The sequence below is a fragment of the Sphingomonas sp. FW306-05-A genome (assembly GCF_058782275.1).
Genome location: NZ_JBYSXN010000003.1, coordinates 159,901 through 183,669, shown reverse-complemented (window position 1 = coordinate 183,669; position 23,769 = coordinate 159,901). Strand labels below are relative to the sequence as shown.

The 23,769-nt window shown below is 65.2% G+C and carries 25 protein-coding genes and 1 tRNA gene; 12 read left to right on the top strand and 14 right to left on the bottom strand.

The features are described from left to right. Positions 1-5: 5 nt before the first annotated feature. Positions 6-554, bottom strand: a complete 549-nt coding sequence (locus AC3WJR_RS17150) for a sterol desaturase family protein (RefSeq protein WP_492726454.1) — start codon at positions 552-554, stop codon at positions 6-8. A 229-nt stretch (positions 555-783) separates the two neighbouring features. Here AC3WJR_RS17150 and AC3WJR_RS17145 point away from each other — a divergent pair, with 229 nt between their 5' ends. Then, positions 784-1,560: an SDR family NAD(P)-dependent oxidoreductase gene (locus AC3WJR_RS17145; protein WP_492726452.1), complete on the top strand. Its 777-nt coding sequence runs from the start codon at positions 784-786 to the stop codon at positions 1,558-1,560. Here AC3WJR_RS17145 and AC3WJR_RS17140 read toward each other — a convergent pair. Further along, the gene (locus AC3WJR_RS17140) at positions 1,541-2,989 is read right to left on the bottom strand and encodes an LTA synthase family protein (protein WP_492726450.1); all 1,449 of its coding nucleotides are present in this window, start codon (positions 2,987-2,989) and stop codon (positions 1,541-1,543) included. The two genes, AC3WJR_RS17145 and AC3WJR_RS17140, sit on opposite strands and share 20 nt — an antisense overlap. 251 nt (positions 2,990-3,240) lie before the next feature. Between AC3WJR_RS17140 and AC3WJR_RS17135 the strand changes: the two genes are divergently transcribed. Continuing rightward, positions 3,241-4,581: a capsule polysaccharide biogenesis protein gene (locus AC3WJR_RS17135; RefSeq protein ID WP_492726448.1), complete on the top strand. Its 1,341-nt coding sequence runs from the start codon at positions 3,241-3,243 to the stop codon at positions 4,579-4,581. Between the two features lie 49 nt (positions 4,582-4,630). On the opposite strand, the gene AC3WJR_RS17130 is transcribed toward AC3WJR_RS17135, so the two are convergent. Beyond that, a tRNA-Lys gene (locus AC3WJR_RS17130) sits at positions 4,631-4,706 on the bottom strand. A gap of 17 nt (positions 4,707-4,723) precedes the next feature. After that, positions 4,724-5,221 (bottom strand): 2-amino-4-hydroxy-6-hydroxymethyldihydropteridine diphosphokinase, encoded by a 498-nt coding sequence (gene folK / locus AC3WJR_RS17125; protein ID WP_492726446.1) that lies wholly within the window; start codon positions 5,219-5,221, stop codon positions 4,724-4,726. Positions 5,222-5,244: 23 nt separating this feature from the next. Here folK and AC3WJR_RS17120 point away from each other — a divergent pair, with 23 nt between their 5' ends. Beyond that, on the top strand, positions 5,245-5,913 hold the full coding sequence (locus AC3WJR_RS17120) for a uracil-DNA glycosylase (RefSeq protein WP_354283085.1): 669 nt from the start codon (positions 5,245-5,247) through the stop codon (positions 5,911-5,913). A gap of 201 nt (positions 5,914-6,114) precedes the next feature. On the opposite strand, the gene aguB is transcribed toward AC3WJR_RS17120, so the two are convergent. After that, complete coding sequence (aguB, locus tag AC3WJR_RS17115) at positions 6,115-6,966, bottom strand: N-carbamoylputrescine amidase (RefSeq protein ID WP_492726445.1); 852 nt, start codon at positions 6,964-6,966, stop codon at positions 6,115-6,117. A 49-nt stretch (positions 6,967-7,015) separates the two neighbouring features. Here aguB and AC3WJR_RS17110 point away from each other — a divergent pair, with 49 nt between their 5' ends. Beyond that, the gene (locus AC3WJR_RS17110) at positions 7,016-7,414 is read left to right on the top strand and encodes a low affinity iron permease family protein (RefSeq protein WP_492726443.1); all 399 of its coding nucleotides are present in this window, start codon (positions 7,016-7,018) and stop codon (positions 7,412-7,414) included. Between the two features lie 176 nt (positions 7,415-7,590). Here the strand turns inward: AC3WJR_RS17110 and AC3WJR_RS17105 are convergent, their stop codons facing one another. The 3 genes from AC3WJR_RS17105 to AC3WJR_RS17095 form a co-directional block, all read right to left on the bottom strand. Then, positions 7,591-8,628, bottom strand: a complete 1,038-nt coding sequence (locus tag AC3WJR_RS17105; RefSeq protein WP_492726441.1) for a metallophosphoesterase — start codon at positions 8,626-8,628, stop codon at positions 7,591-7,593. Positions 8,629-8,777: 149 nt separating this feature from the next. Then, positions 8,778-9,752 carry an agmatine deiminase family protein gene (locus AC3WJR_RS17100; protein WP_492726439.1) on the bottom strand — a complete coding sequence of 325 codons (975 nt, stop codon included), beginning with the start codon at positions 9,750-9,752 and terminating at the stop codon, positions 8,778-8,780. Positions 9,753-9,770: 18 nt separating this feature from the next. After that, on the bottom strand, positions 9,771-11,402 hold the full coding sequence (locus AC3WJR_RS17095; RefSeq protein WP_492726712.1) for a M28 family metallopeptidase: 1,632 nt from the start codon (positions 11,400-11,402) through the stop codon (positions 9,771-9,773). A 160-nt stretch (positions 11,403-11,562) separates the two neighbouring features. On the opposite strand from AC3WJR_RS17095, the gene AC3WJR_RS17090 reads away from it, so the two are divergent. After that, on the top strand, positions 11,563-13,539 hold the full coding sequence (locus tag AC3WJR_RS17090) for an alpha/beta hydrolase family protein (RefSeq protein WP_492726437.1): 1,977 nt from the start codon (positions 11,563-11,565) through the stop codon (positions 13,537-13,539). Between the two features lie 260 nt (positions 13,540-13,799). Here AC3WJR_RS17090 and rpsD read toward each other — a convergent pair whose 3' ends face one another. After that, positions 13,800-14,414 (bottom strand): 30S ribosomal protein S4, encoded by a 615-nt coding sequence (rpsD, locus tag AC3WJR_RS17085; protein WP_131532475.1) that lies wholly within the window; start codon positions 14,412-14,414, stop codon positions 13,800-13,802. 213 nt (positions 14,415-14,627) lie between these two features. Between rpsD and AC3WJR_RS17080 the strand changes: the two genes are divergently transcribed. Further along, the gene (locus AC3WJR_RS17080; protein WP_354283098.1) at positions 14,628-14,933 is read left to right on the top strand and encodes a chorismate mutase; all 306 of its coding nucleotides are present in this window, start codon (positions 14,628-14,630) and stop codon (positions 14,931-14,933) included. Positions 14,934-14,946: 13 nt separating this feature from the next. Here AC3WJR_RS17080 and AC3WJR_RS17075 read toward each other — a convergent pair whose 3' ends face one another. The 5 genes from AC3WJR_RS17075 to rpiB form a co-directional block, all read right to left on the bottom strand. Continuing rightward, the gene (locus AC3WJR_RS17075) at positions 14,947-15,213 is read right to left on the bottom strand and encodes a hypothetical protein (RefSeq protein ID WP_492726435.1); all 267 of its coding nucleotides are present in this window, start codon (positions 15,211-15,213) and stop codon (positions 14,947-14,949) included. A gap of 58 nt (positions 15,214-15,271) precedes the next feature. Beyond that, complete coding sequence (locus AC3WJR_RS17070) at positions 15,272-16,414, bottom strand: TrmH family RNA methyltransferase (protein WP_492726433.1); 1,143 nt, start codon at positions 16,412-16,414, stop codon at positions 15,272-15,274. Between the two features lie 105 nt (positions 16,415-16,519). Next, positions 16,520-16,990: a transcriptional regulator NrdR gene (gene nrdR, locus AC3WJR_RS17065; protein ID WP_010219069.1), complete on the bottom strand. Its 471-nt coding sequence runs from the start codon at positions 16,988-16,990 to the stop codon at positions 16,520-16,522. Next, positions 16,991-18,307: a serine hydroxymethyltransferase gene (gene glyA / locus AC3WJR_RS17060; protein WP_492726431.1), complete on the bottom strand. Its 1,317-nt coding sequence runs from the start codon at positions 18,305-18,307 to the stop codon at positions 16,991-16,993. Then, positions 18,304-18,756: a ribose 5-phosphate isomerase B gene (rpiB, locus tag AC3WJR_RS17055; RefSeq protein WP_354283106.1), complete on the bottom strand. Its 453-nt coding sequence runs from the start codon at positions 18,754-18,756 to the stop codon at positions 18,304-18,306. The genes glyA and rpiB overlap by 4 nt, the downstream gene beginning before the upstream one ends. A 240-nt stretch (positions 18,757-18,996) precedes the next feature. On the opposite strand from rpiB, the gene AC3WJR_RS17050 reads away from it, so the two are divergent. The 6 genes from AC3WJR_RS17050 to AC3WJR_RS17025 all read left to right on the top strand — a co-directional run bounded on the left by AC3WJR_RS17050 (position 18,997) and on the right by AC3WJR_RS17025 (position 23,578). Beyond that, the gene (locus AC3WJR_RS17050) at positions 18,997-19,539 is read left to right on the top strand and encodes a sigma-70 family RNA polymerase sigma factor (protein WP_492726710.1); all 543 of its coding nucleotides are present in this window, start codon (positions 18,997-18,999) and stop codon (positions 19,537-19,539) included. Further along, a complete protein-coding gene (locus AC3WJR_RS17045) occupies positions 19,536-20,294 on the top strand; it encodes an anti-sigma factor (protein WP_492726429.1) in 759 nt (252 codons plus the stop codon). Before AC3WJR_RS17050 ends, AC3WJR_RS17045 begins: the two co-directional genes overlap by 4 nt. A 109-nt stretch (positions 20,295-20,403) precedes the next feature. Beyond that, complete coding sequence (locus AC3WJR_RS17040; RefSeq protein ID WP_492726427.1) at positions 20,404-20,958, top strand: fasciclin domain-containing protein; 555 nt, start codon at positions 20,404-20,406, stop codon at positions 20,956-20,958. Positions 20,959-21,223: 265 nt separating this feature from the next. After that, complete coding sequence (locus AC3WJR_RS17035; RefSeq protein ID WP_354283113.1) at positions 21,224-22,465, top strand: BtaA family protein; 1,242 nt, start codon at positions 21,224-21,226, stop codon at positions 22,463-22,465. Positions 22,466-22,491: 26 nt separating this feature from the next. After that, positions 22,492-23,115 (top strand): class I SAM-dependent methyltransferase, encoded by a 624-nt coding sequence (locus AC3WJR_RS17030; RefSeq protein ID WP_492726708.1) that lies wholly within the window; start codon positions 22,492-22,494, stop codon positions 23,113-23,115. 10 nt (positions 23,116-23,125) lie between these two features. Continuing rightward, positions 23,126-23,578 carry a DUF3429 domain-containing protein gene (locus tag AC3WJR_RS17025; RefSeq protein WP_492726425.1) on the top strand — a complete coding sequence of 151 codons (453 nt, stop codon included), beginning with the start codon at positions 23,126-23,128 and terminating at the stop codon, positions 23,576-23,578. The last annotated feature ends 191 nt before the right edge of the window (positions 23,579-23,769 follow it).

Here is a 23,769-nt window from a genome sequence, read left to right as displayed (position 1 = left end):
ATCGTTTACGCGCGCTTCTTTTTCTTGGGGATATACGTCCCAAACACGCGATCCCACAGGATCGCCGTGATCGCGAAATTGCCTTCCTGCTTCGCATAATGGTGCCGGATGTGATGCTGACGCAACGCCCCCAGGATCCGGCCGCGCATCGGAAATTGATGGCAGGCATAGTGCGTCACGTCGTAAACGACGTAGCCGATCCCGAACCCAACGAAGAGCACCGACCCAGCGTCGCCGATCATCTGGACGAACAGGAACCACACCCCGCACGAGATCAACACGCTGACGACCGGCGGCATGATGTTGCGATACGGATCGCCAGGCATCGAATGATGGTTGCCATGCGCAATGAAGATCAGCCCCCGCCCCCATTCCGAAGTGAACTTCAGATGGAAGACGAAGCGATGCATGATGTATTCGAACAGCGTCCAGATCAGCACGCCGAGCGCAACCAGCGCGATCGACATGCCGAAGCTCGTCACGCCCCAACTAGCGTAGATCGCAAAACCGAGAAAGATCGTCCAGGTGACGGCGAAGGCCGCCGGCGAAATCAATGTGAACCGTTCTAGGAAATCATTCCGAAACAGCCGAATGCGGGTACCATCGGACCTGTTATTCATCATAGGCAGGCCTCGCAAACTCACAGTCCAATGCGCAAATATGGAGATTGCTATGGTCAGACCCGGCCCCCTCCTGTCAACCCGCAATGCGGCAGACCGCCGCGACGTGCCGATCGGATCGGAGCCAACGTTCAAATCACTGATGCCACAGTAAAAGCCACTTATGAACAATTCATCACCGGACCGCATCGTCATCACCGGCGCATCTGGCAGTCTGGGGGCCGCATTGGCACGCCATTACGCCGCGCCGGGGCGGACGCTCGTCCTGTGGGGGCGTGATGCCGCGCGCCTGGGGGCGGTTGCGAGCACGTGCCGCCAGGCGGGTGCCGCGGTCGTTCTGCGTCAGCTCGACCTGACCGACAGCAACGCCGCGATCGCCGCGATCGAGGCGGACGACGACGCGGGGGCGATCACCTTGGCATTGTTGGTCGCAGGTGCCGGGGACGTGCGTGCCGCAGGCGAGCTGGTCGAGGATGCACACCAGATCGCGCGACTCGGCCTCGTCAATTTCGTTTCACCAAGCGCGATCGCGGCGGCGCTTGCGCGGCGCATGGCGCAGCGCGGGGGCGGGGAAATCGTGCTGGTTGGCTCCGCCGCAGCCTTCCACGCGCTGCCCTTCGCCGCGGGATATGCCGGGTCGAAGGCCGGATTGCTGCGCTTCGGCGAGGCGTTGCGGTTGAGCGTGCGCCAACACGGCGTGCGCGTGACGGTCGTTTCCCCCGGTTTCATTGATACCCCAGCGAGTCGCAGCAACGAGGGGCCCCGCCCGTTCCAGATCCAGCCAGCCAATGCCGCCGCGCGAATCGCCGCGGCGGCGGCGCGCGGGCAAGGCCATGTGATCTTTCCCTGGCCGTTCGTGGTGTTGCGCTGGTTCGATCGGTTGCTGCCGCCGGCGCTGCGCGACCGTCTGCTCACCGCACTCATCCCGCGCGGCGAATAACCTCGCCGGGTGCCGTCACGCAGCGCAAAATAGCGTGGTGCAATTCGGCCGGGGTGAGACTGGTCGGACCGCTTGTACCAGGGGCAATCACCCCGTCCGCGCCGAAGCGCAACAGGACATAGGGGGTATGCCGCGCACCACCGGGGGCGGTAACCCCCGGAATACTCGGGCGGTGATCGCCGAAAAAGACGAGCAGCGCCGACTTCCCCGCGCGCGCGAAATACGCCGTCAGATCCTGCAGCATCGCGTCGCTGCTGCGTGCATGGCGGAGATATGCGTCGCGCCGCCCGGCGGCATCGCGCGCGGTGTCGCTGTCCCACGGCCCGTGGTTTTCCATCGTGACGGTGTAGATCATCGTCGGTTCGGTGGCGGCCTCGATCATTCCGATAACCGAGGCACCGAGCATCCGGTCATCGACGTAGCGCCCCGCCCCGGCACCGCGCGGCGGAAAGCCTTCCTCCCCGATCATCGCGGCGAAGCCAACCTGCGGCATCAACCGGTCCCGATTGTAGAAGCGCAAATCATGCGGGTGGACGAACAGGCTGCGATATCCAGCGCCGCGCATCTGCGCGGACAGCGCGTGTGTCGCATCGCCCGCCGCCGTCAGGAACGGGTCATAGCGCCGGAATCCTAGCGCTTCCTCGCTGCGCCCGAACAGCACGCCATATTCGGTCCGCATCGTATAGGCGCCAAATCCGCTGACATCGAGCGTACCCCATTGCCACGCCGCCTTCCGCGCCGCCTCCAGCCCGGGAAAGGCATCCCGCGGATTGCCGGTGAGTTCGACCGGATCGCAAAACGATTCGCACTGTACGATCACGACGAGTTCGGGCAGGTCGGCCCCGGGTTGTTGCGCTACCGCAGGGCACGGTTGTGGATCCGACGATCCGCGCCACCGCCACCAGTACAGCAGCAAGGAGGCCATCATGCCCAGCCGCGCGAAATCGGCCTCAAGGTCGGGAGTCGCGGCAAGCCCGTCGAGTGCCCGGCTGCGCAATAGCAGCGCGGTCGCCACGCCGACTCCCACGGCAAGCGCCAATCCGGTCAGATGCGGGCGCACCGCGCCGGACGACAAGAGCGCGATCGCGATGACCGCGATCCCCGCACCGATCCCCAGCATCCAGCGCTGCGCCACCGAAAGCGCGGAGAAATAGAAGCGCGGGTGTCGCACCACGCCCACCAGCAACGCCAGATCGGAAAAGACCAACGGCTCACCGAGCATTTTGCGCTTGGCGTTGGAGGCGACCATGAACAACGCCACGAGCGCGACACTTACCAGCGCGGCGATCACCGGGTTCCCCGTGCCCGTGAGGATCACGCCGAAGACGCCCGTCATGACCATCAGGTGGAGCGCCACGCCACGCCAGTCACGCCCCGTACGCGCCCGTGGCCGCGCTGCTGCGTCGAGCACCACCGAAAGAAGCAGCATTGTCAGAAAAGGGATCACGCCGTTCGCCACAGAATGGGTTGCATCCCTGTAGCGCCGAAACGGAAACGATCGGTCCGGCAGAAGAGAAACGCGGTCGCCTATAACCCCCGGCCACGAAACTGTCACGACCCCGGCAGCGCACCCGGGCGTTTGGCTGCGGCTGCTTGGAAAATCACCGGTGCAGTTCTATGGACGAACAAAGCCAGTGCGATCCGATGGACCGCACCATTGAGAAACAAAAGGAATTACGGATGGCGGACATGATTTCCGACGAATCCGTCACTCAGCCGCGGACGGCGTCGGCGGCGGTGGTACAACCGCTCGCGGAGCGCAACATCCTGCTCCTGCAGGGCCTGATGGGCCCGTTGTTCCGGCGACTGGGCCAGGTCCTGCGACAGGACGGCTACGGTGTCCACAAGGTCAATTTCAACGGGGGTGACCGGCTGTTCTGGCGTCTGCCCAACGGCATCGACTATCGCGGCAGCCTCGAGGATTGGCCCGCGATGCTGCGCCAGATTATCACCGACCGGGCGATTACCGACGTGCTGCTGTTTGGCGACTGCCGTCCGATCCACATGGCCGCGATTGCGGTCTGTCGCGACATGCATGTCCCCGTCCATGTCTTCGAGGAAGGCTATATCCGGCCCGACTGGGTCACGCTCGAGCTCGGCGGAGTCAACGGCCACTCGACCTTGCCGCGCGACCCCGCATGGTACCGCGCGCAGGCGGCGCTGCTGCCGCCGGTACCGCAACATGCACCCGTTCCGTCATCCTTCCGGCGCCGCGCGACCGAGGCGCTGATCTACAATACCGCCGACGTGCTCAGCCGGTCACATTATCCACATTGGGAAAACCACCGCCCGTGGCATCCGCTGGTCGAGGGCATGGGGTGGGTCCGCCGACTGACGCGACGCAAGGCGGCAGCACAGCGCGCGCAGGCGGTCCAGGCTGCGATGATGCGGCGCAACGCGCCGTATATCCTGTTCCCGCTGCAACTCGATTCGGACGCGCAGATCCGGTTGCACTCGTCGTTCGCCGGGATCGCCGACGCGCTGCGCATGGTGATCACGTCATTCGCCAGCCATGCGCCGCGCGAATTGCGCCTCGTGATCAAGGAACATCCGCTCGACAATGGCGTCCGCGACTGGCGGCTGGAAACCAAGACGCTTGCCGCGCTGCACGGCGTGACCGACCGGATCGACTATCTCGAAGGCGGCGACATCGTACCGATCTCGCTCGCGTCGCGCGGCATGGTGACGATCAACAGTACCAGCGGCACGCTCGCGCTCGCACAGGGAATTCCGGTGATCGCGCTCGGTCAGGCGGTCTATGATATTGAGGACATCACCTTCCAGGGGCGGTTGAACGATTTCTGGTCGAACCCCGGAAAACCGGACGCCGCGACGTTCGATGCATTTCGCCGCGTACTGATTGAGCGCTGCCTCGTCCCGGGCGGTTTTTTCTCGGAAGAAGCGCTCGACAAGCTGACGAGTGGGATCATCGCAAAGATCGAGGCGGCAAGCCCGCTGCTGCATGCCCCACCGGCCCGCCCTGCGCTCGCGCAATCGACGCAGGCGATCCTGTCGAATTGACGGAGCCGCGCGCGTTCCGCTCGTTCACTGGTTGGCCGAGGGGATCGCGTGGTGGGCTCGCCGGGATTCGAACCCGGGACCTACAGATTAAAAGTCCGTTGCTCTACCGACTGAGCTACGAGCCCACACACGCCGATGCGCGTTAGGAGCGGATCGGCGTTCGGTCAACCTTGTCCAAGCGCGTCGCCAGTTGCCGGATCGTCCGCGCGGTCAGCGGATCGCGCCAGCGCGGCGCGATTTGCGCGAGCGGTCGCAGCACGAAGTCGCGGCTCCGAAACGCCGCATGCGGCACGCACAATGCGGAATCGCGCCAGACGCCGCCCGACCACAGCACAATATCGAGGTCGATCACGCGCGCCGACCACCGCTGTCCACGGCGGCGCCCGAAGTCGCGCTCGATCGCTTTGAGGCGCGCCAGCATCGCGGGGGGCGATTCGGCGCTGTGCAACAGCACTGCCGCATTGGTGAAACGCCGCAGCGATGGCCCCAGCGGTGCCGTCTCGATCAGTCGCGAAACCGCCACGACACCGGGCAATGCCGCGATCGCCGCACGCACTTCGTCGCGAGGGTGACCATGACAGCCGCGTCGGTTCGATCCGATCGCAATCGCATAAGACGGGTAGGTGGTTGAGATCGACACCCAAACACGCCTATCGGCTTTTCATGAACTTCGCACCCAGCCCGATCGCGGACTCCGAGCCGCCGCATGATTGTCCGCTCTGTCCGCGCCTCGTCGCCTTCCGCCACGAATTGCGGGAGGAATTCCCGACCTGGTGGAATGCCCCCGTAAACGCGTTCGGCGACCCCGCGGCGTGGCTCGGCATCATCGGGCTGGCCCCCGGCAAGCATGGTGCGAATCGCACCGGACGGCCCTTTACGGGCGATTTCGCGGGGGTGTTGCTGTACGATACGCTCACCAAATACGGGTTCGCGACGGGTACCTTCGAGGCCAAGCCCGACGATACGCTGCAATTGCAGGGCGCGATGATCATCAATGCGGTTAAATGCCTGCCGCCGCAGAACAAACCGACGCCCGAAGAAATTCGTACGTGCCGCCCGTTCCTGGAAGGGCAGATCGCCGCGATTCCGAAGGCGCGCGTGTTCGTGGCGCTAGGACAGATCGCGCATCAGTCCGCGGTCAAGGCTCTTGGTGGCCGACTGCCCAAGTGCAAGTTCGGGCATCTTGCCGAACATCGCATGCCCGACGGGCGGATCCTGATCGATAGCTACCATTGTTCGCGCTACAACCAGAATACCGGTCGCCTGACGACCGAGATGTTCGAGGCGGTGTTCGCACGCGCAGCAGAACTACGTGATTCCCCGGTATCTTAACGGCGGATCCGTTGAACTAATGGATGAGGGACCTTTGTCGAAGCTTCCGCTATGACAGCGGTGGCTGACGCGGAGTATTGCTGCGGCCGTGAAGCGTAGCGTACCGATACGCGGGGGCGATCGAGACTGCCGGGCGACTTGTTTCGCCCTCCCCCCAAGTCCGATCGCCTCCGCGGGTCACGCGGACCCTCAAAGCCTTGCTCAGATATCCTCAACCAGCCGTCCGTACAGCTCGGGCCGACGATCCCGGAAAAATCCGAACGCCGCTCGGTGGCGCTTGACACGGTCGAGGTCGAACGTCGCGGTGATCACACCTTCCTCCTCGCGCCCCAGTTCGACGATGATGTCGCCGCGCTCGTCCGCGATGAAGCTGGTGCCGTAGAAGGTCTGGTCATGCTCGGTGCCGACGCGGTTCGCCGCGACGATCGGTACGACGTTGGACACCGCATGGCCGACCATCGCGCGCCGCCACAATCGTGCGGTATCGAGCGAGGTGTCGTGCGGCTCGCTGCCGATCGCGGTGGGGTAGAACAGCACGTCCGCCCCCATCAGCATCATCGCGCGCGCGGTCTCGGGATACCATTGGTCCCAGCATACGCCGACGCCGAGCGTGGTCTTCGCAGGACCATGCCACACCTTGAAGCCGGTATTGCCGGGGCGGAAATAGAATTTCTCCTCATAGCCCGGGCCGTCCGGGATATGGCTCTTGCGATAGACGCCCTGCACTTCGCCGTCGGGGCCAATCATGGCGAGGCTGTTGTAGTGATGCGGTCCGTCCGCCTCGAAGAAGCTCGTCGGGATCGTCACCTTGAGCGCCTCGGCGAGCGCCTGCATCGCAAGCACCGCCTTGTGCTCGCCGACCGGTTTCGCGTTGGAGAACAGCCCCTCGTCCTCGACGCGGCAGAAATATTCGCCCTCGAACAGTTCGGGCGGCAGGATCACCTGCGCGCCCCGGCTCGCGGCCTCGCGCACGAGTTCCGAGACATGCTCGATATTCGCGTCCATATCGTTGGTGAAGGCGAGCTGCAGGGCGGCGACGGTGATTTCGGTCATGCGCAGCCATATCGTGGTTCGCGCGCCAGATTCAAACGGGATATCGCTGATGGAACGTGTGTTCGAGACGATTGCCCAACGTGTCGCCAATTGGGCGGGGCGACCGATCGCGTTCATCACCGCCTTCACGGTGGTGTTGCTGTGGGGGCTGACCGGGCCGGTGTTCCATTATTCGGACACCTGGCAGCTCGTCATCAACACCTCGACGACGATCGTGACCTTCCTGATGGTGTTCCTGATCCAGAATGCGCAGAATCGCGACGCATCGGCGATCCAGGCCAAGCTCGACGAGATCATCCGCGCAACGACCGCCGCCCGCAACGAGTTCATCGGGATCGAGCATATGACGCAGGACGAGCTCGAACGGATCAAGCATGTGCTCGAACGCGAATGCGGCGACGATACGACACACCATGACTCGATCGAGCGGTTGCTGGGGCGATTGTGAGGCGCAGTTCCCCTCCGCAAGCAGGCTCGCGGTTTCACGCGCGTGGCGTTCGTTGCGATGGGATCCCCTCTACCCGTTCGGGCTGAGCGAAGTCGAAGCCCCGCGCGCGCCACAGGCTCCGCTCGGATCGGCAAGCGGCCCTTCGACTGCGCTCAGGGCGAGCGGAAGAGGTCAGTCTAACGCGCCCCTGCCCGCAGCGTAATCCGCGTCAGCTCCGAGGGCACACCCAACCGTAGCGCAAAGCCCGGCCACAGCCCCGTGCCGTTGTTGACGTACAGCGTCATCCCGTCGACGTCATAACGCCCCGAGACGAACCCAGCATTCGCCCGCGCCACGATCCGGTCGAGCCCGACGATCATCCCGCCATGCGTATGCCCCGACAGCTGCAGCGCCACGCCCCGAGCCGCCGCAGTGCGCGCCATGCGCGGCTGGTGGTCGAGCAGGATGATCGGCGCGCCCGCCGGGGCCCCTGCCAGCGCCTTGGCGAGATCGGGCGCGGGATGGCCGGTTGCGCGCGCGGACAGGTCGGTCACGCCCGCGAGCACGATCCGCCCGTCGCCGCGCGTCAACACCGCATGCGCGTTGGGCAGCAGGTGCATCCCCATCCTTGCGAAATGCGCCATCCACGCGTCATATTCGAAGAAATATTCGTGGTTGCCCGGAATTGCGTAAATCCCGTCGGCGGCCCGAAGCCCGCGCAACGGCTCGACATCGGCACGGCGCATTGCGAGTGATCCGTCGATGAAGTCGCCGGTCACGACGATCAGGTCGGGGTGGAGCGCATTGGTGCGATCGACCACCGCTTGCGTCCAGCGCGCCGGGAACAGCCGGCTGATGTGGAGGTCGGTCAGCTGGACCAGCGTATAGCCGTCAAACGCATTGGGCAGCCCGGGGATGACGACGTCGATATCCCGCACCGGCGGCACCCGCTGCGCCTGCGCCACCCCCAGGCCGGTCAGGAACAGCGCCATCAACCCCATCGCGTAGCGCACCGCTACCGGTACCGCGAAGCCACCCTGCCCGATCAAAAGCGCAGGCAGGCGCGCGAGATCGACCACCAACTGGAACACCGCGAGCAACAGGATCGCGCCATAGGCGATGTTGAACGCGAGCACGACGCCGCGCGGCATCTCCGGCGCGAACGGCGAGCCCGAGGACAGCCGGCTCCACAGCAGGAATTGCGAGCCGACCAACAGCACGCCTGCCAGAATCACCTTTGCCGCCGGGTTCCACGGGAGCGGCAGGATGAAGCGCAGCGTAACGAACAGCCATGGCAGGCTGAAAAGCAGGTGGAAGATCAGGTGTTCCTTCCGGCGCTCGGGGACGTGGCTTCAGCGGTGGGGGGCATTGACGCCCCCCGACCTTATGCGGGGATTTGTTGCGAGATGCAGTGGAAGCTGCCGCCCCCGGTCAGGATCGCATCCGCGCGCAGGCCGACTACCTCGCGCCCCGGGAACAACGCCTGCAACGCCGCGACCGCCGCCGCATCGTTGGGCGCGCCGTACAGCGGCACGACCACCGCCGCATTGCCGATGTAGAAGTTCATGTAGCTCGCCGGCACGATCTCCTCGTCGCGCAGCACGCGCCCGGGCGACGGAATGCGCACCAGTTCGACCCCCGGCATCGCCGTCGCGGCGGCGGCCGCTTGTTGATACACCTGCCAGTTGGGGTCGTTCTCCGCCGCCTCGGGAATCGCGAGCACGCCCGGCGAGACGAAGCGCGCGAGATTGTCGACATGGCCGTCAGTATGGTCATGCATCAGCCCGTCGCCAAGCCACAGGATGTGCGCAAAGCCGAGATCGTTGCACAGCCGCTGCTCGATCTGCGTCTTGCTCAACGCCGGGTTGCGATTGGGGTTGAGCAGGCACTGCTCCGTCGTGACGACGAGGCCGGTGCCATCGCCGTCGATCGCGCCACCCTCAAGGATCCAGTCACAACGCTCGACCGCAAGCTTGCGGTCCACCGCCAGCCGCTGCCCGATGTCGCTGTCGCCCGGCAAGTCATACTTCCCGCCCCAGCCGTTGAAGCCGAAATCGCGCGCACTGCCGTCGGACAACAGGATCGGGGCGGTATCACGCAACCAGATGTCGCCGAACGATTCGACCACGATCTCGGCGAAATCGCCCGCCATTGCCTCCGCCGCCGTCGCCGCCTCGTCGTTCGCCGCGACGAGCAGCACACGTTCGCCGCGCCCCTCGGCGTGGACCGCGCGCGCAAACGCGACGACCTCGGTGCGCGCGGGCTCAAGGTCTTCGACCCATAGTTCGGGATGGCTCGGGAAGCCGATCCAGACGGCGGAATGCGGGGCCCATTCGGCGGGGGGGACGAGGCGTGTCATTCCTGATGCTTCCTGTGTTTACTTGCCCGCGCGGCTCTTGTCGCGAATCGCGCGGAATTCGGCGGTGCTGTACCAGTTCGGCCAGCGCGTCCCATCCGCCAATGCACGGCCAAGACCGTAATAGAGCGTCAGATCCTCGACCGCACCGGACCAGTCCCACGCCGCATTATATTCGTCCTGCGGCTTGTGATAGCGATGGACGATATAGTCCTCGGTCGCGGCATGGCCAGCCGCGGTCCCGCCGACGCGCAAATCCTCGCCCGATTCGCCGTAGAACATCGGCACGCCGGCCCGCGCGAACGCGAAATGGTCCGAGCGAAAATAGCTGCCGCGCTCGGGGTTGGGCTCGGGCTTGATCACGCGGTCCTGCGCGGTGACGAGCGTCTTCATCATGTCCTCGAGCTCGGACTTGCCCGCGCCCGTTACGACAAAGTCCTTCGCGCGACCGACGACGTTGAGGCCGTCCATGTTCACGCCCCCGACGGTCTGCGCCATCGGGTAGATCGGATGTTCGGCATAATAACGCGCACCAAGCAGCCCGCATTCCTCGCAGGTCACCGCGAGGAACACTTCGGACCGGCGTGCTGGCCCCGTCTTGACGTTCGCCTCGGCCAGCGCGACCAGCCCGGCGATCCCGCTGGCGTTATCCAGCGCACCGTTGCAGATATCGTCGCCGTCGACCGGATCGCACCGCCCGAGATGATCCCAATGCGCGGTGTAGAAGACATAGTCGCCCGGCGCGCCGCCCTGTGCGACGGGCTTGCCGGGCAGGATGCCGACGACGTTCTTCGACGCCTGCCGCTTGATCCTATTGTCGAACGACGCCGACGCGGTCAGCCCGAGCGGTACTGCCTTGAACCCCTTGACCTTGGCGGCTTTGTTGAGCGCATCGAAATCCTGCCCCGCGCTCGCAAACAAGGCGCGCGCCTTGTCGAGCTGAATCCAGCCGATCGCCTGGCTCTGGTCGGCATGATCGCCCTTCTCGTCGAGCTCGAGCTGCGGCCCGGTCCAGCTCGACTGGACGACGCCCCAGCCATACGCCGCAGGCGCGGTCTCGTGGACGATCAGCGCGCCCGCCGCACCGTGCCGCGCTGCTTCCTCGAACTTGTAGGTCCAGCGCCCGTAATAGGTCATCGCGCGGCCTTCGAAGAGGCCGGTGTTGGTCGGGGTCTGCCAGTCGGGATCGTTGACGAGGATGACGACCGTCTTGCCGCGCACGTCGACGCCCGCATAATCGTCCCACCCGCGCTCGGGCGCGGTGATGCCGTAGCCGACGAACACGACCGGGCTGTCCTTGAGCGCGATTTTCGGGGTGACGCGGTAGGTCGCGAGCACCATGTCGCTGCGATAGGCGACACTGACGGGCGTCTTGCCGCCCTTGAACGTCATCGGCGTGACGTTGGTCGCGGTCAGCTCGACCAGGGGCACGTCCTGGAACCACTTGCCGTTGTTGCCGGGCTTGAGCCCCGCCGCCTTGAAGCGTTCGACGATATAGTCGGTCGCCTTGGTCTCGCCAGGCGTGGTCGGCTTGCGGCCCTCGAACGCGTCGGAGGAGAGGGTCTTGGTGACGTCCTTGAGCGTCTCGACCGAAATCTCTGGGGCTGGCTTCGTCGCCTGCGCCGCGAGCGCGTGCGGCAGCATCGCCAGCATGACGCCAAATCCAAGTGTTTCGAAGGTCTTCACCGGCACGTCACCCCCTGTTGCTCGCCCGCCGTTCTGACAGCCTCGCCCGCCGGGTGCAACCGGACCCGCGGGGTCCCTTGGCGGCCCGGATTTGCCTGCTATCATTCGTCGCGGGGGAGATACGGGGATGAGAAAACACTTTGTCGTGGCAGCGTTGCTGGCTTGCACCGCGATGCCACTTCATGCGGCAAGCGATGCCGCGAAGAAATTCGGCGCGCGCGAGGAAGTCCAGCAGATCAGCCTGTCACCGGACGGAAAACGCTTCGTGGCGTTGCTGACCGATTCCAAACGTGGGTCGCGCGCGGTCGTCTTCTCGATCGACTCGTCCACGCCGCCGGCCACGGTGGTCGGATCGACCGGCGACAAGGAACAGCTCGATTACTGCCAATGGTCCAACGACACGCGGCTGATCTGCGGGTTCAGCGTCACTGTCGGGCGCGTCAGCGACATGATCGGCTACGACCGCGTCGTCACGCTCGGGGCGGACGGCAAGGACATGAAACTGCTCAGCGCGCGGACGTCGATGAATTCGATCGGGATCATGCAGCATGGCGGCGGGATCATCGACTGGCAGGGCGACGTGACGGGCAATACCGTATTGATGACCCGGCAATATCTCGAGACCGAGGGTACCGGGACACATATTGCAGGAGAGGGTCAAGGCATGGGCGTGGAGCGGGTCGACCCGGTCACGCTCCGCCGCCAGACCGTGGAAAAACCCCGATCGTTCGCGCGCGAATATATCGCCGACGGGCAAGGCCACGTCCGCATCATGGGCCTGCGGCCGACGACTAGCACCGGCTATAGCGGTGCCAAGATGGTCTACCAATATCGCAAGCCCGGCGTGAACGGCTGGCTTCCGCTCAGCACCGTGGTGAGCGATTCGCAAACCGAACAGGGCTTCGATCCCTATGCGATCGATCCGACGCTCAACGTCACCTACGGGTTCGACGTGCAGGACGGGCGCAAGGCGCTGTTCAAGATCGCGCTCGATGGCAGCCTCAAGCGCGACCTCGTGTTCGCACGCCCCGATGTCGATGTCGCCGGGCTGGTGCAGATCGGGCGGCAACACCGCGTCGTCGGCGCGACCTATGTCACCGATCGCCGGCGGGTCGAATTCTTCGACCCCGAATTGAAGAAGCTCCAGGCGAGCCTCGCCAAGGCGCTGCCCAAACAACCGCTCGTTCGCTTCGTCGATGCGAGCGCGGACGAATCGAAACTGCTGCTATGGACCGGGAGCGACATCGACCCGGGCGGCTATGCGCTGTTTGACAAGAAGACCCGGCACTTCGACGAGCTGCTCCGGTCGCGCCCGCCGCTCGAAGGCATCACGCTCGCCCCGGTCAAGGCGGTCACCTTCCCGGCGGCGGACGGTACGCCGATCCCGGCCTATCTGACGCTGCCGGTCGGTCCGGTCGCGAAGAACCTGCCCGCCATCGTCATGCCGCATGGTGGCCCCAGCGCCCGAGACGAATGGGGGTTCGACTGGCTCGCGCAATTCTTCGCCGCGCGTGGATATGCCGTGCTTCAGCCCAATTACCGGGGTTCGTCTGGCTATGGCGACAGCTGGTTTAGCGAGAACGGCTTCAAATCGTGGCGCACCGCGATCGGCGACGTCAACGACGGCGGGCGCTGGCTGGTGAAGGAAGGGATCGCCGCGCCATCGACGCTGGCGATCGTTGGCTGGTCCTATGGCGGCTATGCAGCGCTGCAGTCCGCGGTGCTCGATCCGACGCTGTTCAAGGCAATCGTCGCGGTCGCGCCGGTGACCGATCTCGATACGCTGCGGCACGAGCACGACAATTACATGGACTTCACCCTCGTCGACGCCTTCATCGGCAAGGGACCGCATGTCCGCCAGGGGTCGCCCGCGCAGAACGCAGACAAGATCACCGTGCCCGTCCTGATGTTCCACGGCGACCTCGACCAGAATGTCGGCATCGGCGAATCGCGGCTGATGGCGAACCGGTTGCGCAGCGCGGGAAAGAAGGTCGAACTGGTCGAGTTCAAGGGGCTCGCGCATTCGCTCGACGATACCGAGGCGCGAACGACGCTGCTCGACCGCAGCGACATGTTCCTGCGCGCGACGATGGGGATTCGGTAGCGAATCTTGTCCTCGCTACCCACCCTCACTCCGTTCGGGCTGAGCAAAGTCGAAGCCGTTTGAGCTGAACAAACTCAAATCCGTTCGGGCTGAGCGCAGTCGAAGCCGCCTCTCCCCACGGGCTTTGCCTGTTTGCGCGCGGCCCTTCGACTGCGCTCAGGGCGAACGGAATGGGGCGAACGGGGCGGGGGAAAGGCAGCACAACGAAAAAGGGCGGCCCCAACGGGACCGCCCTTTTTGCGTCGCGAAAGATCAGAAGATCAGCGCGAGTAGAACTCGACAACCAGGTTCGGTTCCATCTTCACCGGGTAAGGCACTTCGTCGAGCGACGGAACGCGCGTGAAGGTGACCTTGGCCGCGCCGTCCGGAGCGACATAATCGGGGACTTCGCGCTCGGCGAGCTGCTGCGCTTCGAGCACCAGCGCCATTTCCTTGGCCTTGTCGCCCAGCGTGATCTCGTCACCGACGAAGCAACGACGCGACGCAATGTTGCACTTCACGCCGTTGACGCGGACGTGGCCGTGCGAAACGAGCTGACGCGCCGCCCAGACGGTCGGTGCGAACTTCGCACGATACACGATCATGTCGAGACGCTGCTCGAGCAGGCCGATCAGGTTCTGGCCGGTGTCGCCCTTCATGCGGGCTGCTTCGGTGTAGCAGGCGCGGAACTGCTTCTCGGTCACGTCGCCATAATAGCCCTTGAGCTTCTGCTTGGCGCGGAGCTGGATACCGAAGTCCGAAACCTTGCCCTTGCGGCGCTGGCCGTGCTGGCCGGGGCCGTATTCACGCTTGTTGACGGGCGACTTGGGACGACCCCAGATGTTCTCGCCCATCCGGCGATCGAGCTTGTACTTTGCGCTGCTACGCTTCGACATGATGAATTCCTTGCAAGTGCCAATAACAAGACCAACGCCGCGGGGTACGCTTTGCTGATCGATACCCGGTCATCGCTCCACCTGACCCGAGGGTCTGGTCGGGGCCACCGCTTCACCGGGGTGCGGGGCCTTTTGCGAAGGCGGGCGGGTAGCGGGGGATGGCGCAGGAGTCAAGCTGGACAGGCTGGCAATGCCGCGCCAAGGGCTGTCCGCATGACCGATCCGATCCTTCCCGGCCCCGACTGTACGACGATGACCGAGGTGCGCGCGGGCGTCGATGCGCTCGACCGCGAGCTCGTCGCGCTGCTCGCCCGGCGCTTCGCCTATATGGATGCAGCCGCCCGGATCAAACCCGAGCGCGGCGCGGTCCGCGACGAGGCCCGCAAGACACAGGTCATCGGCAACGCCTGCGCCGCGGCGCGCGCGGCTGGCGTACCCGAAGCGGTGGTGGCGGATCTGTGGGAGCGACTGGTCGAGGCGTCGATCGCTTATGAACTTGCGGCGTTCGATCGACGCTGACGCCTGTGGAACGCTATTTTATCAGCGTGGCACTCCCGTTGCGCTGCTGATCACGAAAGCGGGCCGACTCGCCCGAGTTCCGCGCGTCGATCGTGCTCCACTCCGTACTCGTGTGGCAGATCCGCTTGACGAATACCGACCCCGTCGATTCCTCGCTGCGGCACACCTTCTTGTCGGTCGGTTTGACGGCACCACCGGCTGGCGTGGTCGCGGCCTGCTGCGCAATGGCAGGGACGGCATTGGCCGCAGACAGGAGCAAGAACAAGGCAAGTGTTTTCACGAAGACCCCCCGAAATCGAGATGTTACGATACCGCAACTATCTCGGTCGGAGCAAGACCTATGCGCGCGGTTTCTTGCCAGCAAGCGAACTCAGCACCCCGCGCATCGTCCGCACTTCCTGCGTCGACCAGCCGGGCTTGGTCAGCAAAGTCCGCAAGGTCCGCCTGGTCACCGGCGTGCGCGCGGGCGGGAAGAAGAAGTCGCTTTCCTCGAGCATCGCATCGAGCTGCGCGATCATCCCGTCGAGCTCTTCCTGCGGGGCCGGGAGCGGCATGTCGACTTCGGGCGGGCTCGCGAGCGCAACGCCCTTGGACCATTCGTACGCGACCAGAATCACCGCCTGCGCGAGGTTGAGCGAGCCGAACTCGGGGTTGATCGGCACGGTGATGATCGTGCGTGCGACCGCGACATCGTCGGTCTCGAGCCCCGAGCGTTCAGGCCCGAACAGGATTGCCGAGCGGCCCGCGGTAGCGTGGATCGCCTGCGCGGCGGCTTCGGGGGTGAGGACGGGCTTGGTGATGCCGCGCTTGCGCACGGTGGTGGCATAGACATGCGCGCAATCCGCGATCGCGTCGGCGACGGTTTCAAACACCTGCGCCTGTTCGAGCACGATATCCGCACCCGAGGCGGCGGGGCCCGCGCCGGGATTGGGCCAGCCGTCGCGCGGGGAGACGAGGCGGAGTTCGGTCAGCCCGAAATTGAGCATCGCGCGCGCGGCCTTGCCGATGTTCTCGCCGAGTTGTGGGCGGACGAGGACTAGGACGGGGGGTGGGGCGGGTTCAGCGCGTTGCGACGGTTCCGCCAAATCTGCCAGATCCTCCTCCCCCCCGTTCGCTTCCTGTCCCGCCAGCACACCCCCTGCCCGTTCGTCCCGAGTAGGTGTCGAGCTTGTCGAGACGCCGTATCGAGGGACCATTGAACGCGCGGGCTTCTTGGCGGCTGCGGAAAGCGCCTCCCAGTCGCTACGGAACAACGCTTCCTTTTTCTTGCGCGACCAGTCTTTCACCTGACGCTCGCCCTCGAGCGCTTCGAGGCGCGTTGGGAAATCCTGCGACCACATCAGTGTCACGGGGCGTCGGCTGTGCGTATAGCCCTCTATCGCGCCTGCATTGTGTTGCCCGATGCGCTGCTCGAGATTGTCGGTATGACCGGTGTAATAGCTGCCATCGGCGCAGCGCAGGATGTAGACCCAGAAGCTCATTGCGTAGCCCTATCCCTCGATACGCCATCTCGACAAGCTCGATGGCTACTCGGGACGAACGGAGATGGGTGAAACAGGAAAGAAGCAAAGGCAAACGCTCCGCCCCTACCCCTTCCCCACCTCGCTCACATTCCCCGCAAACTCCTCAAAGTCGCGTGCCTCACGGAAGTCCTTGTATACGCTCGCAAACCGGATGTAGGCGACAGAGTCGAGGCCCTTCAGCCCCTCCATCACCATCTCGCCGATCCGCCCCGAACGCACTTCGTTCTCGCCCAGCGTCTCCAACTGCCGCTGGATCCCCGACACCAGTTTCTCGAGCTGCACCGCCTCGATCGGGCGCTTGCGCGCCGCGATCGAGACCGAGCGGAGCAGCTTCTCGCGGTCGAACGGCTCGCGCTTCAGGCCAGCGCCCTCGCTCTTCACCACGGTCAGCTCGCGCAGCTGGATCCGCTCGAACGTGGTGAAGCGCGCGCCGCAGCCTTCGCATTGCCGCCGCCGCCGGATCGCGCCCGCATCTTCGGTCGGGCGCGAATCCTTTACCTGGCTGTCTTCATGGCCGCAGAACGGACAGCGCAATCACATGCCCTCGGGATAGATCGGGAAGCGCGCGCACAAAGTGCGGACGCGTTCGCGGACATTGGCCTCGACCTGCGGGTCGCCATGCTCGCCGTGGGTGCGCAAGCCCCCCAGTACGTCGGCGACCATGTTGCCGATCTCGCGGAACTCGGCCGGGCCGAAGCCGCGCGTCGTGCCAGCAGGCGAGCCGACGCGGATCCCGCTGGTCTTGGTCGGCGGGAGCGGATCGTTGGGGATGCCGTTCTTGTTGCAGGTGATGCCAGCGCGCTCGAGCGCCTCGTCGGCGTCCTTGCCGGTCACGCCCAACGGCGTCAGGTCGATCAGCGCGAGATGCGTGTCGGTGCCGCCCGAGACGACCTCCGCGCCGCGCTCTTTCAGCGTCGCGGCGAGGATCTTGGCGTTCTCGATCACCGCGGCGATGTAGCTCTTGTAACCAGGCTGGAGCGCCTCGCCGAACGCGACCGCCTTCGCTGCAATGACATGCATCAGCGGGCCACCCTGAAGTCCCGGGAACACCGCCGAGTTGAACTTCTTGCCGAGCGCCTCGTCATTGCTGAGGATCATCCCGCCGCGCGGCCCCCGCAGCGTCTTGTGCGTCGTCGTGGTGACGACATGCGCATGCGGCAGTGGCGACGGATGCAGCCCGGCGGCGACCAGACCCGAGAAATGCGCCATGTCGACCATGAAATACGCACCAACCTCGTCCGCGATCGCACGGAACTTGGCGAAATCGATCTGGCGCGGATAGGCCGAGCCGCCCGCGATGATCAGCTTGGGCTTGTGCTCGCGCGCCAGCGTCGCGACTTCGTCGAAATCGATCAGATGGCTGACCGGATCGACGCCGTACTGCACCGCGTTGAACCATTTGCCCGACATCGCCGCCTTTGCGCCGTGCGTCAGATGGCCGCCGGCATCGAGGCTCATGCCGAGGATCGTCTCGCCCGGCTTGACCAGAGCGAGCATCACCGCGCCGTTCGCCTGCGCGCCCGAATGCGGCTGGACGTTGACGTATGCGCAATCGAACAGCGCCTTCGCGCGGTCGATCGCGAGCTGCTCGACTTCGTCCGACGGCGCGCAACCCTGATAGTAGCGCTTGCCGGGATACCCTTCCGCATATTTGTTGGTGAAGACCGACCCCTGCGCCTGCAGCACTGCCTTGGAGACGATGTTCTCGCTCGCGATCAGCTCGATCTGGGTCTGCTCACGCGTCAGTTCGTGGTCGATCGCGCCGAACACTGCGGGGTCGCTGTCCGCGAGCGTCTGCGTGAAGAAGCCGTCGGGCTGGACGTCGTGGAGCTGGGTCGGGTTGGTGCTCATGCCGGTTCTCTCAGGAAAGCGGGGGCGCCGAGTTTCTCGACGCGCGGTTGATGACGGCCACCGGCGAAATCGGTGGAAAGAAAAGCGGAGATACACGCGCGCGCCATGTCCTCGCCGACGAGACGGGCACCCATGGCCAGAACATCGGCATCGTTATGCTCGCGCGCAAGCGCGGCGGACAACGGTTCGGACACCAGAGCGCAGCGCACCGCCGGGTTGCGGTTGACCGCGATCGAGATCCCAATCCCCGAACCACAAAGCGCGATCCCGCGTTCGACACGTCCATCGGCGACCGCGGCCGCCAGCGCGAAACCGTAATCGGGGTAATCGACGCGCGCGTCGCTGTCGGGGCCCAGGTCGAGCACGTCATGGCCGAGATCGGCAAGCCAGCCGGCCAGCCCCTGTTTGAGCGCAAAGGCGGCGTGATCGGATGCGATGGCGATGCGCAAGGCGGCACGCGCTCCCAATGAGGAGCCCCGATGCGGGGCGGGTTGGATGACCGCGCCTTTACCGGGGCAGCCGCCAAAATGCCACAGCGAACCACGACTGCCGCAACAATTCGCGCAAATCGTCATGACAACCGATTGCCGCGCGCAGATTGCCGGGCTACGTCGTTAACCGTGACGGATTTCCCGCCCGATGCTGCAGCAGCCCCCGCCCCGAAGCCAGGCAGGGAATCCCCCGAAGCCATTGCTCGGGCACGGCTGGTCGAGGCACTGATACGCACAGGTGACGAAGACCGTGTCGCATTCCGGGACCTGTATTCGCTGACGTCGGCGAAGCTTTTCGGGATTTGCTACCGTATCTGCGGCGAAAGGCAGGCAGCGGAAGACGTGTTGCACGACGTATACCTCACGATCTGGAAGCGTGCCGGGGCGTATGAACCCTCGCGCGCCAGCCCGATCACGTGGCTTGCCACGATCGCGCGGAACCGTGCGATCGACTGGCAGCGTGCGCAAACGGTCCGCCGCTCGACCCCGATCGAGGACGCGCCACCGATCCTCGACACCGCACCCCTGGTCAGCCAGACGCTGCTCGACGACGAAGAGAGCCATCTGCTCCACGAATGCCTCGAACTGCTCGAACAGCGGCAGCGCAGTGCAATCCGCACCGCCTTCTTCGACGGCGTAACCTATGCCGATCTCGCCGAGCGGGAGAGTGTTCCGCTGGGCACGATGAAAAGCTGGGTCCGCCGCGGGCTCGCGCGCTTGCGTGAGTGTCTCGAGCGATGACCGACGCACGGCATCTCGATCCGCCCGAAGGCTCCGGCCCCGACATGGCGGCTGCCGAGCTCGCACTCGGCGTGCTGGAAGGCGAGGAGCGCGCACAGGCGGTGCGTCGCGTCCTGTCCGAGCCCGGGTTCGCGCGCGCGGTCGAGCAATGGCGCGGCTATCTCGCGCATCTGTTCGACCTGTGGCCCGCGATCACCGCGCCCGACATCCTGCCGCGGATCGAACGCTCGATCGACCGGCTGCACGACACGACCGGTGCCGTCGTACCGCATCCGCGCGGCAGCCGTCTGTGGCCATCGCTCGCGGTGCTGTCGAGCATCGCGGCGGCGGGCCTGCTCGTGATCCTGCTGGTCCGGCCGCTGTCGCTCCCGACTGTCCCTCCGCCATCAGGCGCGCCCGCAACGCCGGTCGCCGCCCCCCTGCCGACCCTGGTCGCCTCGCTCGAACCCGAGGGCAAGCAAGCGCCGATGACGGTCGTCTATGACGAGCGCAGCGGCACGCTGCGGCTGACCGAGACGACGCTCGCCCGCGCCGACCGCAGCGCCGAATTGTGGGTGATCCCAGGCGATGGCACGCCGCGGTCGCTGGGCCTGTTGCAGGATACGGGTGGGACCACGCTTGCGCTCAACCCGACGGTGCGCGCCTATCTCGCCGCGGGTGCGACGCTGGCCGTGTCAATCGAGCCGGTCGGCGGGTCAAAGACCGGCGCGCCGACGGGGCCGGTGGTCGCCAAGGGTGCGCTTTCGCCGGTCTGACCGGTCATCCGAAATAATTACGATTCCGCAACGGTACCGTGCATCCGCGCTTTCCCGCATCGCGTATCTCCGGCGCGCTCGAGCTGAGCGCGCAGACAGGAGAGCCGTCATGAACCGCACTTTCCGTGCCGCAATCGTCGCGTCCGCCATCGCCGTCAGCGGCACCACCTTCGCTGCCGCCGCAACCAACCCCATGGTTGGCGGCGCCGCAATGTATGCGAACAAGACGATCGTCGAGAATGCCGTCAATTCAAAGGACCACACCACGCTGGTCGCCGCGGTCAAGGCCGCCGGTCTGGTCGAGACGTTGTCGGGCCCCGGTCCGTTCACCGTCTTCGCGCCGACCAACGCTGCCTTCGCCAAGCTCCCCGCGGGCACGGTCGACACGCTGCTCAAGCCCGAGAACAAGGCGCAATTGACCGCGGTGCTGACCTATCATGTCGTCCCCGGCACGGTCACCGCGCAGGATATCGCTGCCAAGATCAAGGCCGACATGGGCAAGGCGACCTATGCGACCGTCCAGGGCGGAACGCTGACCTTCATGGCGTCGGGCAAGGACTACACGGTCACCGACGCCAAGGGTAACAGCGCAAAGATCACGATTGCCAATGTGATGCAGTCGAACGGCGTGATCCATGTCATCGACACGGTGATGCTGCCTTAAAAAAATTGCTCCGCTCCAACGCATCCCAAATCCGGATCGTTCGTATCTGGCGTTGCTAGGCCCAGTGCCGATGCGTGTACCCGTTCGCTGGATCCCCTCCTTTGCGGCGAATGGTTGATTGTAAGGGACCTGCCGGCCCCCTTTTGTCGGCAGGTCCTTTCCAACTCATCGCAATATCGTCATGGAAGCGTCACCAGATCGTCGTAGCGGCAGCACTGCCGCTAGCGCCCAGTGTCCGCGTGCGATCCGGCAGGAGAGTGTTGAAATGGCCATCGCGCTTCGGTCCCCCAAGAATACCGCATCTAAGAACACCGCGGTGGCCAGTGCCGTGCATCGGCACGACCATCTGTCGAAGCAGGGCCTGCTCGAGCGCGCCTTCACCTTTGCCTTCCGCGGACTAGTCTATGCGCAGATCTGGGAAGACCCCGAGGTCGACATGGAAGCGCTCGCAATCACGCCCGATTGCCGCATCGTCACGATCGCGTCGGGCGGGTGCAACGTGCTGTCGTATCTGACCGCCAATCCGCAGGCGATCACGGCGGTCGACCTCAACACCGCGCATATCGCGCTCAACAAGCTGAAACTCGTCGCGGCGCGGCATCTGCCGAGCTACGAGGCGTTCCACCGCTTCTTCGCGACCGCCAATTCTCGCGCGAACGTCATGGCGTATCGCACCTATATCCGCCCGCATCTCGACGAGACGACGCTGGCCTATTGGGAAGGCCGCGACATGATCGGGCGGCGCCGGATCGGCGGCTTCTCGAAGAACGTCTATAAGCGCGGGCTGCTCGGCAATTTCATCGGCGTGGCGCATCTGCTCGCGCGGTTGAACGGCGTGAACCCCAAGGTACTGCTCGAAGCCAAGTCGATCGAGGAACAGCGCGAGATCTTCGACCGCGAGTTCGCGCCGTTCTTCGACAAGGCGGTGGTCAAGTGGATCACCGATCACCCCGCATCACTGTTCGGCCTCGGCATTCCGCCCGCGCAATATGACGCGCTGGCGGGCGACGAGAAGATGGCCGTGGTGCTGCGCGCGCGGCTGGAGAAGCTCGCGTGCGATTTCGACATCAAGGACAATTACTTCGCGTGGCAGGCTTTCGGGCGCGGCTATGCCAAGGGCGAGAACGCGCCGCTCCCGCCGTACCTCCAGCGCGACCATTATGCCGAGATCGTCGATCGGGCCGAGCGGATCGAGGTTCGCCACGTCAATTTCACCGAGCATCTGCGTGTGCAGGACGATGCCTCGCAGGATCGCTACATCCTGCTCGACGCGCAGGACTGGATGACCGACGAACAGCTCACTGACCTGTGGACCGAGATTACGCGCACCGCGCGTCCGGGGTCGCGCGTGCTGTTCCGCACCGCCGGGGTCGCGACGATCCTGCCCGGTCGCGTTCCCGACGCGATCCTCGACAAGTGGGACTATCGCACCGAGGAATCGCTCGATTACACCAAGCGCGATCGCTCCTCGATCTACGGCGGCGTTCACCTCTACGTCCTGGCGTGACGCAGTCGTCCGGCCATGCGGGGCATATGGATGCGATCTATCGGTCGCAGCGCCATATCTATGACCTGACGCGGAAATATTACCTGCTCGGGCGCGATGCGTTGATTGCCGGAATCGCGCCACCCCCGGGCGGGACCGTGCTCGAGGTCGGATGCGGCACCGGGCGCAACCTGATCGCGGCGGCGCGCGCTTTTCCGAATGCGCGCTATTTCGGGATCGATATCTCCGCCGCCATGCTGGAGACCGCGCGCGCCAAGATCGCGGCGGCAGGACTGTCGCACCGGATCGAGCTTGCGCAGGGCGATGCGACCGCGTTCGATTCGACCGCACTGTTCGGCGTGGCTGCATTCGACCGCGTGTTCCAAAGCTATACGCTGTCAATGATCCCCGACTGGCAGGGCGCGTTGCGCGAAGGGGCGAGCAAGCTTGCGCCGGGCGGACGGCTCGATATCGTCGATTTCGGGCAGCAGGAGGGGTTGCCGCGCCCGTTCCAGGTGATGCTGTTCGCCTGGCTCGCGAAGTTCGACGTCACGCCGCGCGCGGCGTTGCCGGAAACGGTCCGCGCGACGGCACGGGACAATGGATTGACCGGCCGGTTCGCATCGCTGCGCCGCGGCTATGCATGGAGCGCCTCGCTGAGCCGGGGATGAGGGGCAGACGATGACGACGCAAACGACCCCGCCTGTCTTCCCGCGCTGGCTCGGGCTGGCTGGGTTGCTGCCGCAACTCGCTGCGGTGGCGGTGGTGTTCGGCGGCGACGCGTCGCTGCACTTCTCCGCGATCGCGCTGGGTTATGCCTATGCCGCGTTGATTCTGAGCTTCCTCGGGGGACTGTGGTGGGGCGTCGCGGCCTCCGCCGATCGTCCGCCCGAATGGTTGTGGGTCGCCGCGGTGGTTCCGTCGCTCGTGGCGCTGGGGAGCGCGCTACCCTGGGCGGTCGGCGCACCGTGGCCCGGGCCGTCGCTGATCCTGCTGGGGCTTGCGCTGATCAGCGCGCTCGGGGTGGATCTGCTGCTAGCACGCCGCGGGCTGGTGCCGCTGTGGTGGATGAGCCTGCGCCTCCCGCTGTCGATCGGGCTTGGCGGGCTCACCCTGTTGTTGGCGCTTGGCTGAGGCTTAGTGGCCGAACAACAGATACAATACGATGATGACGGGGATCGGCACGCCGACCATCCACAGAATACAACCCTTGCCCATCACGCATTCTCCTTGATGACGGGAACGTAACGGGTTGAATAGAAAGGGGTTCCGCTGACAATGAAGCGCCATGGTTTACCTTGGCGCGCCCCCCCACATCCGTCATT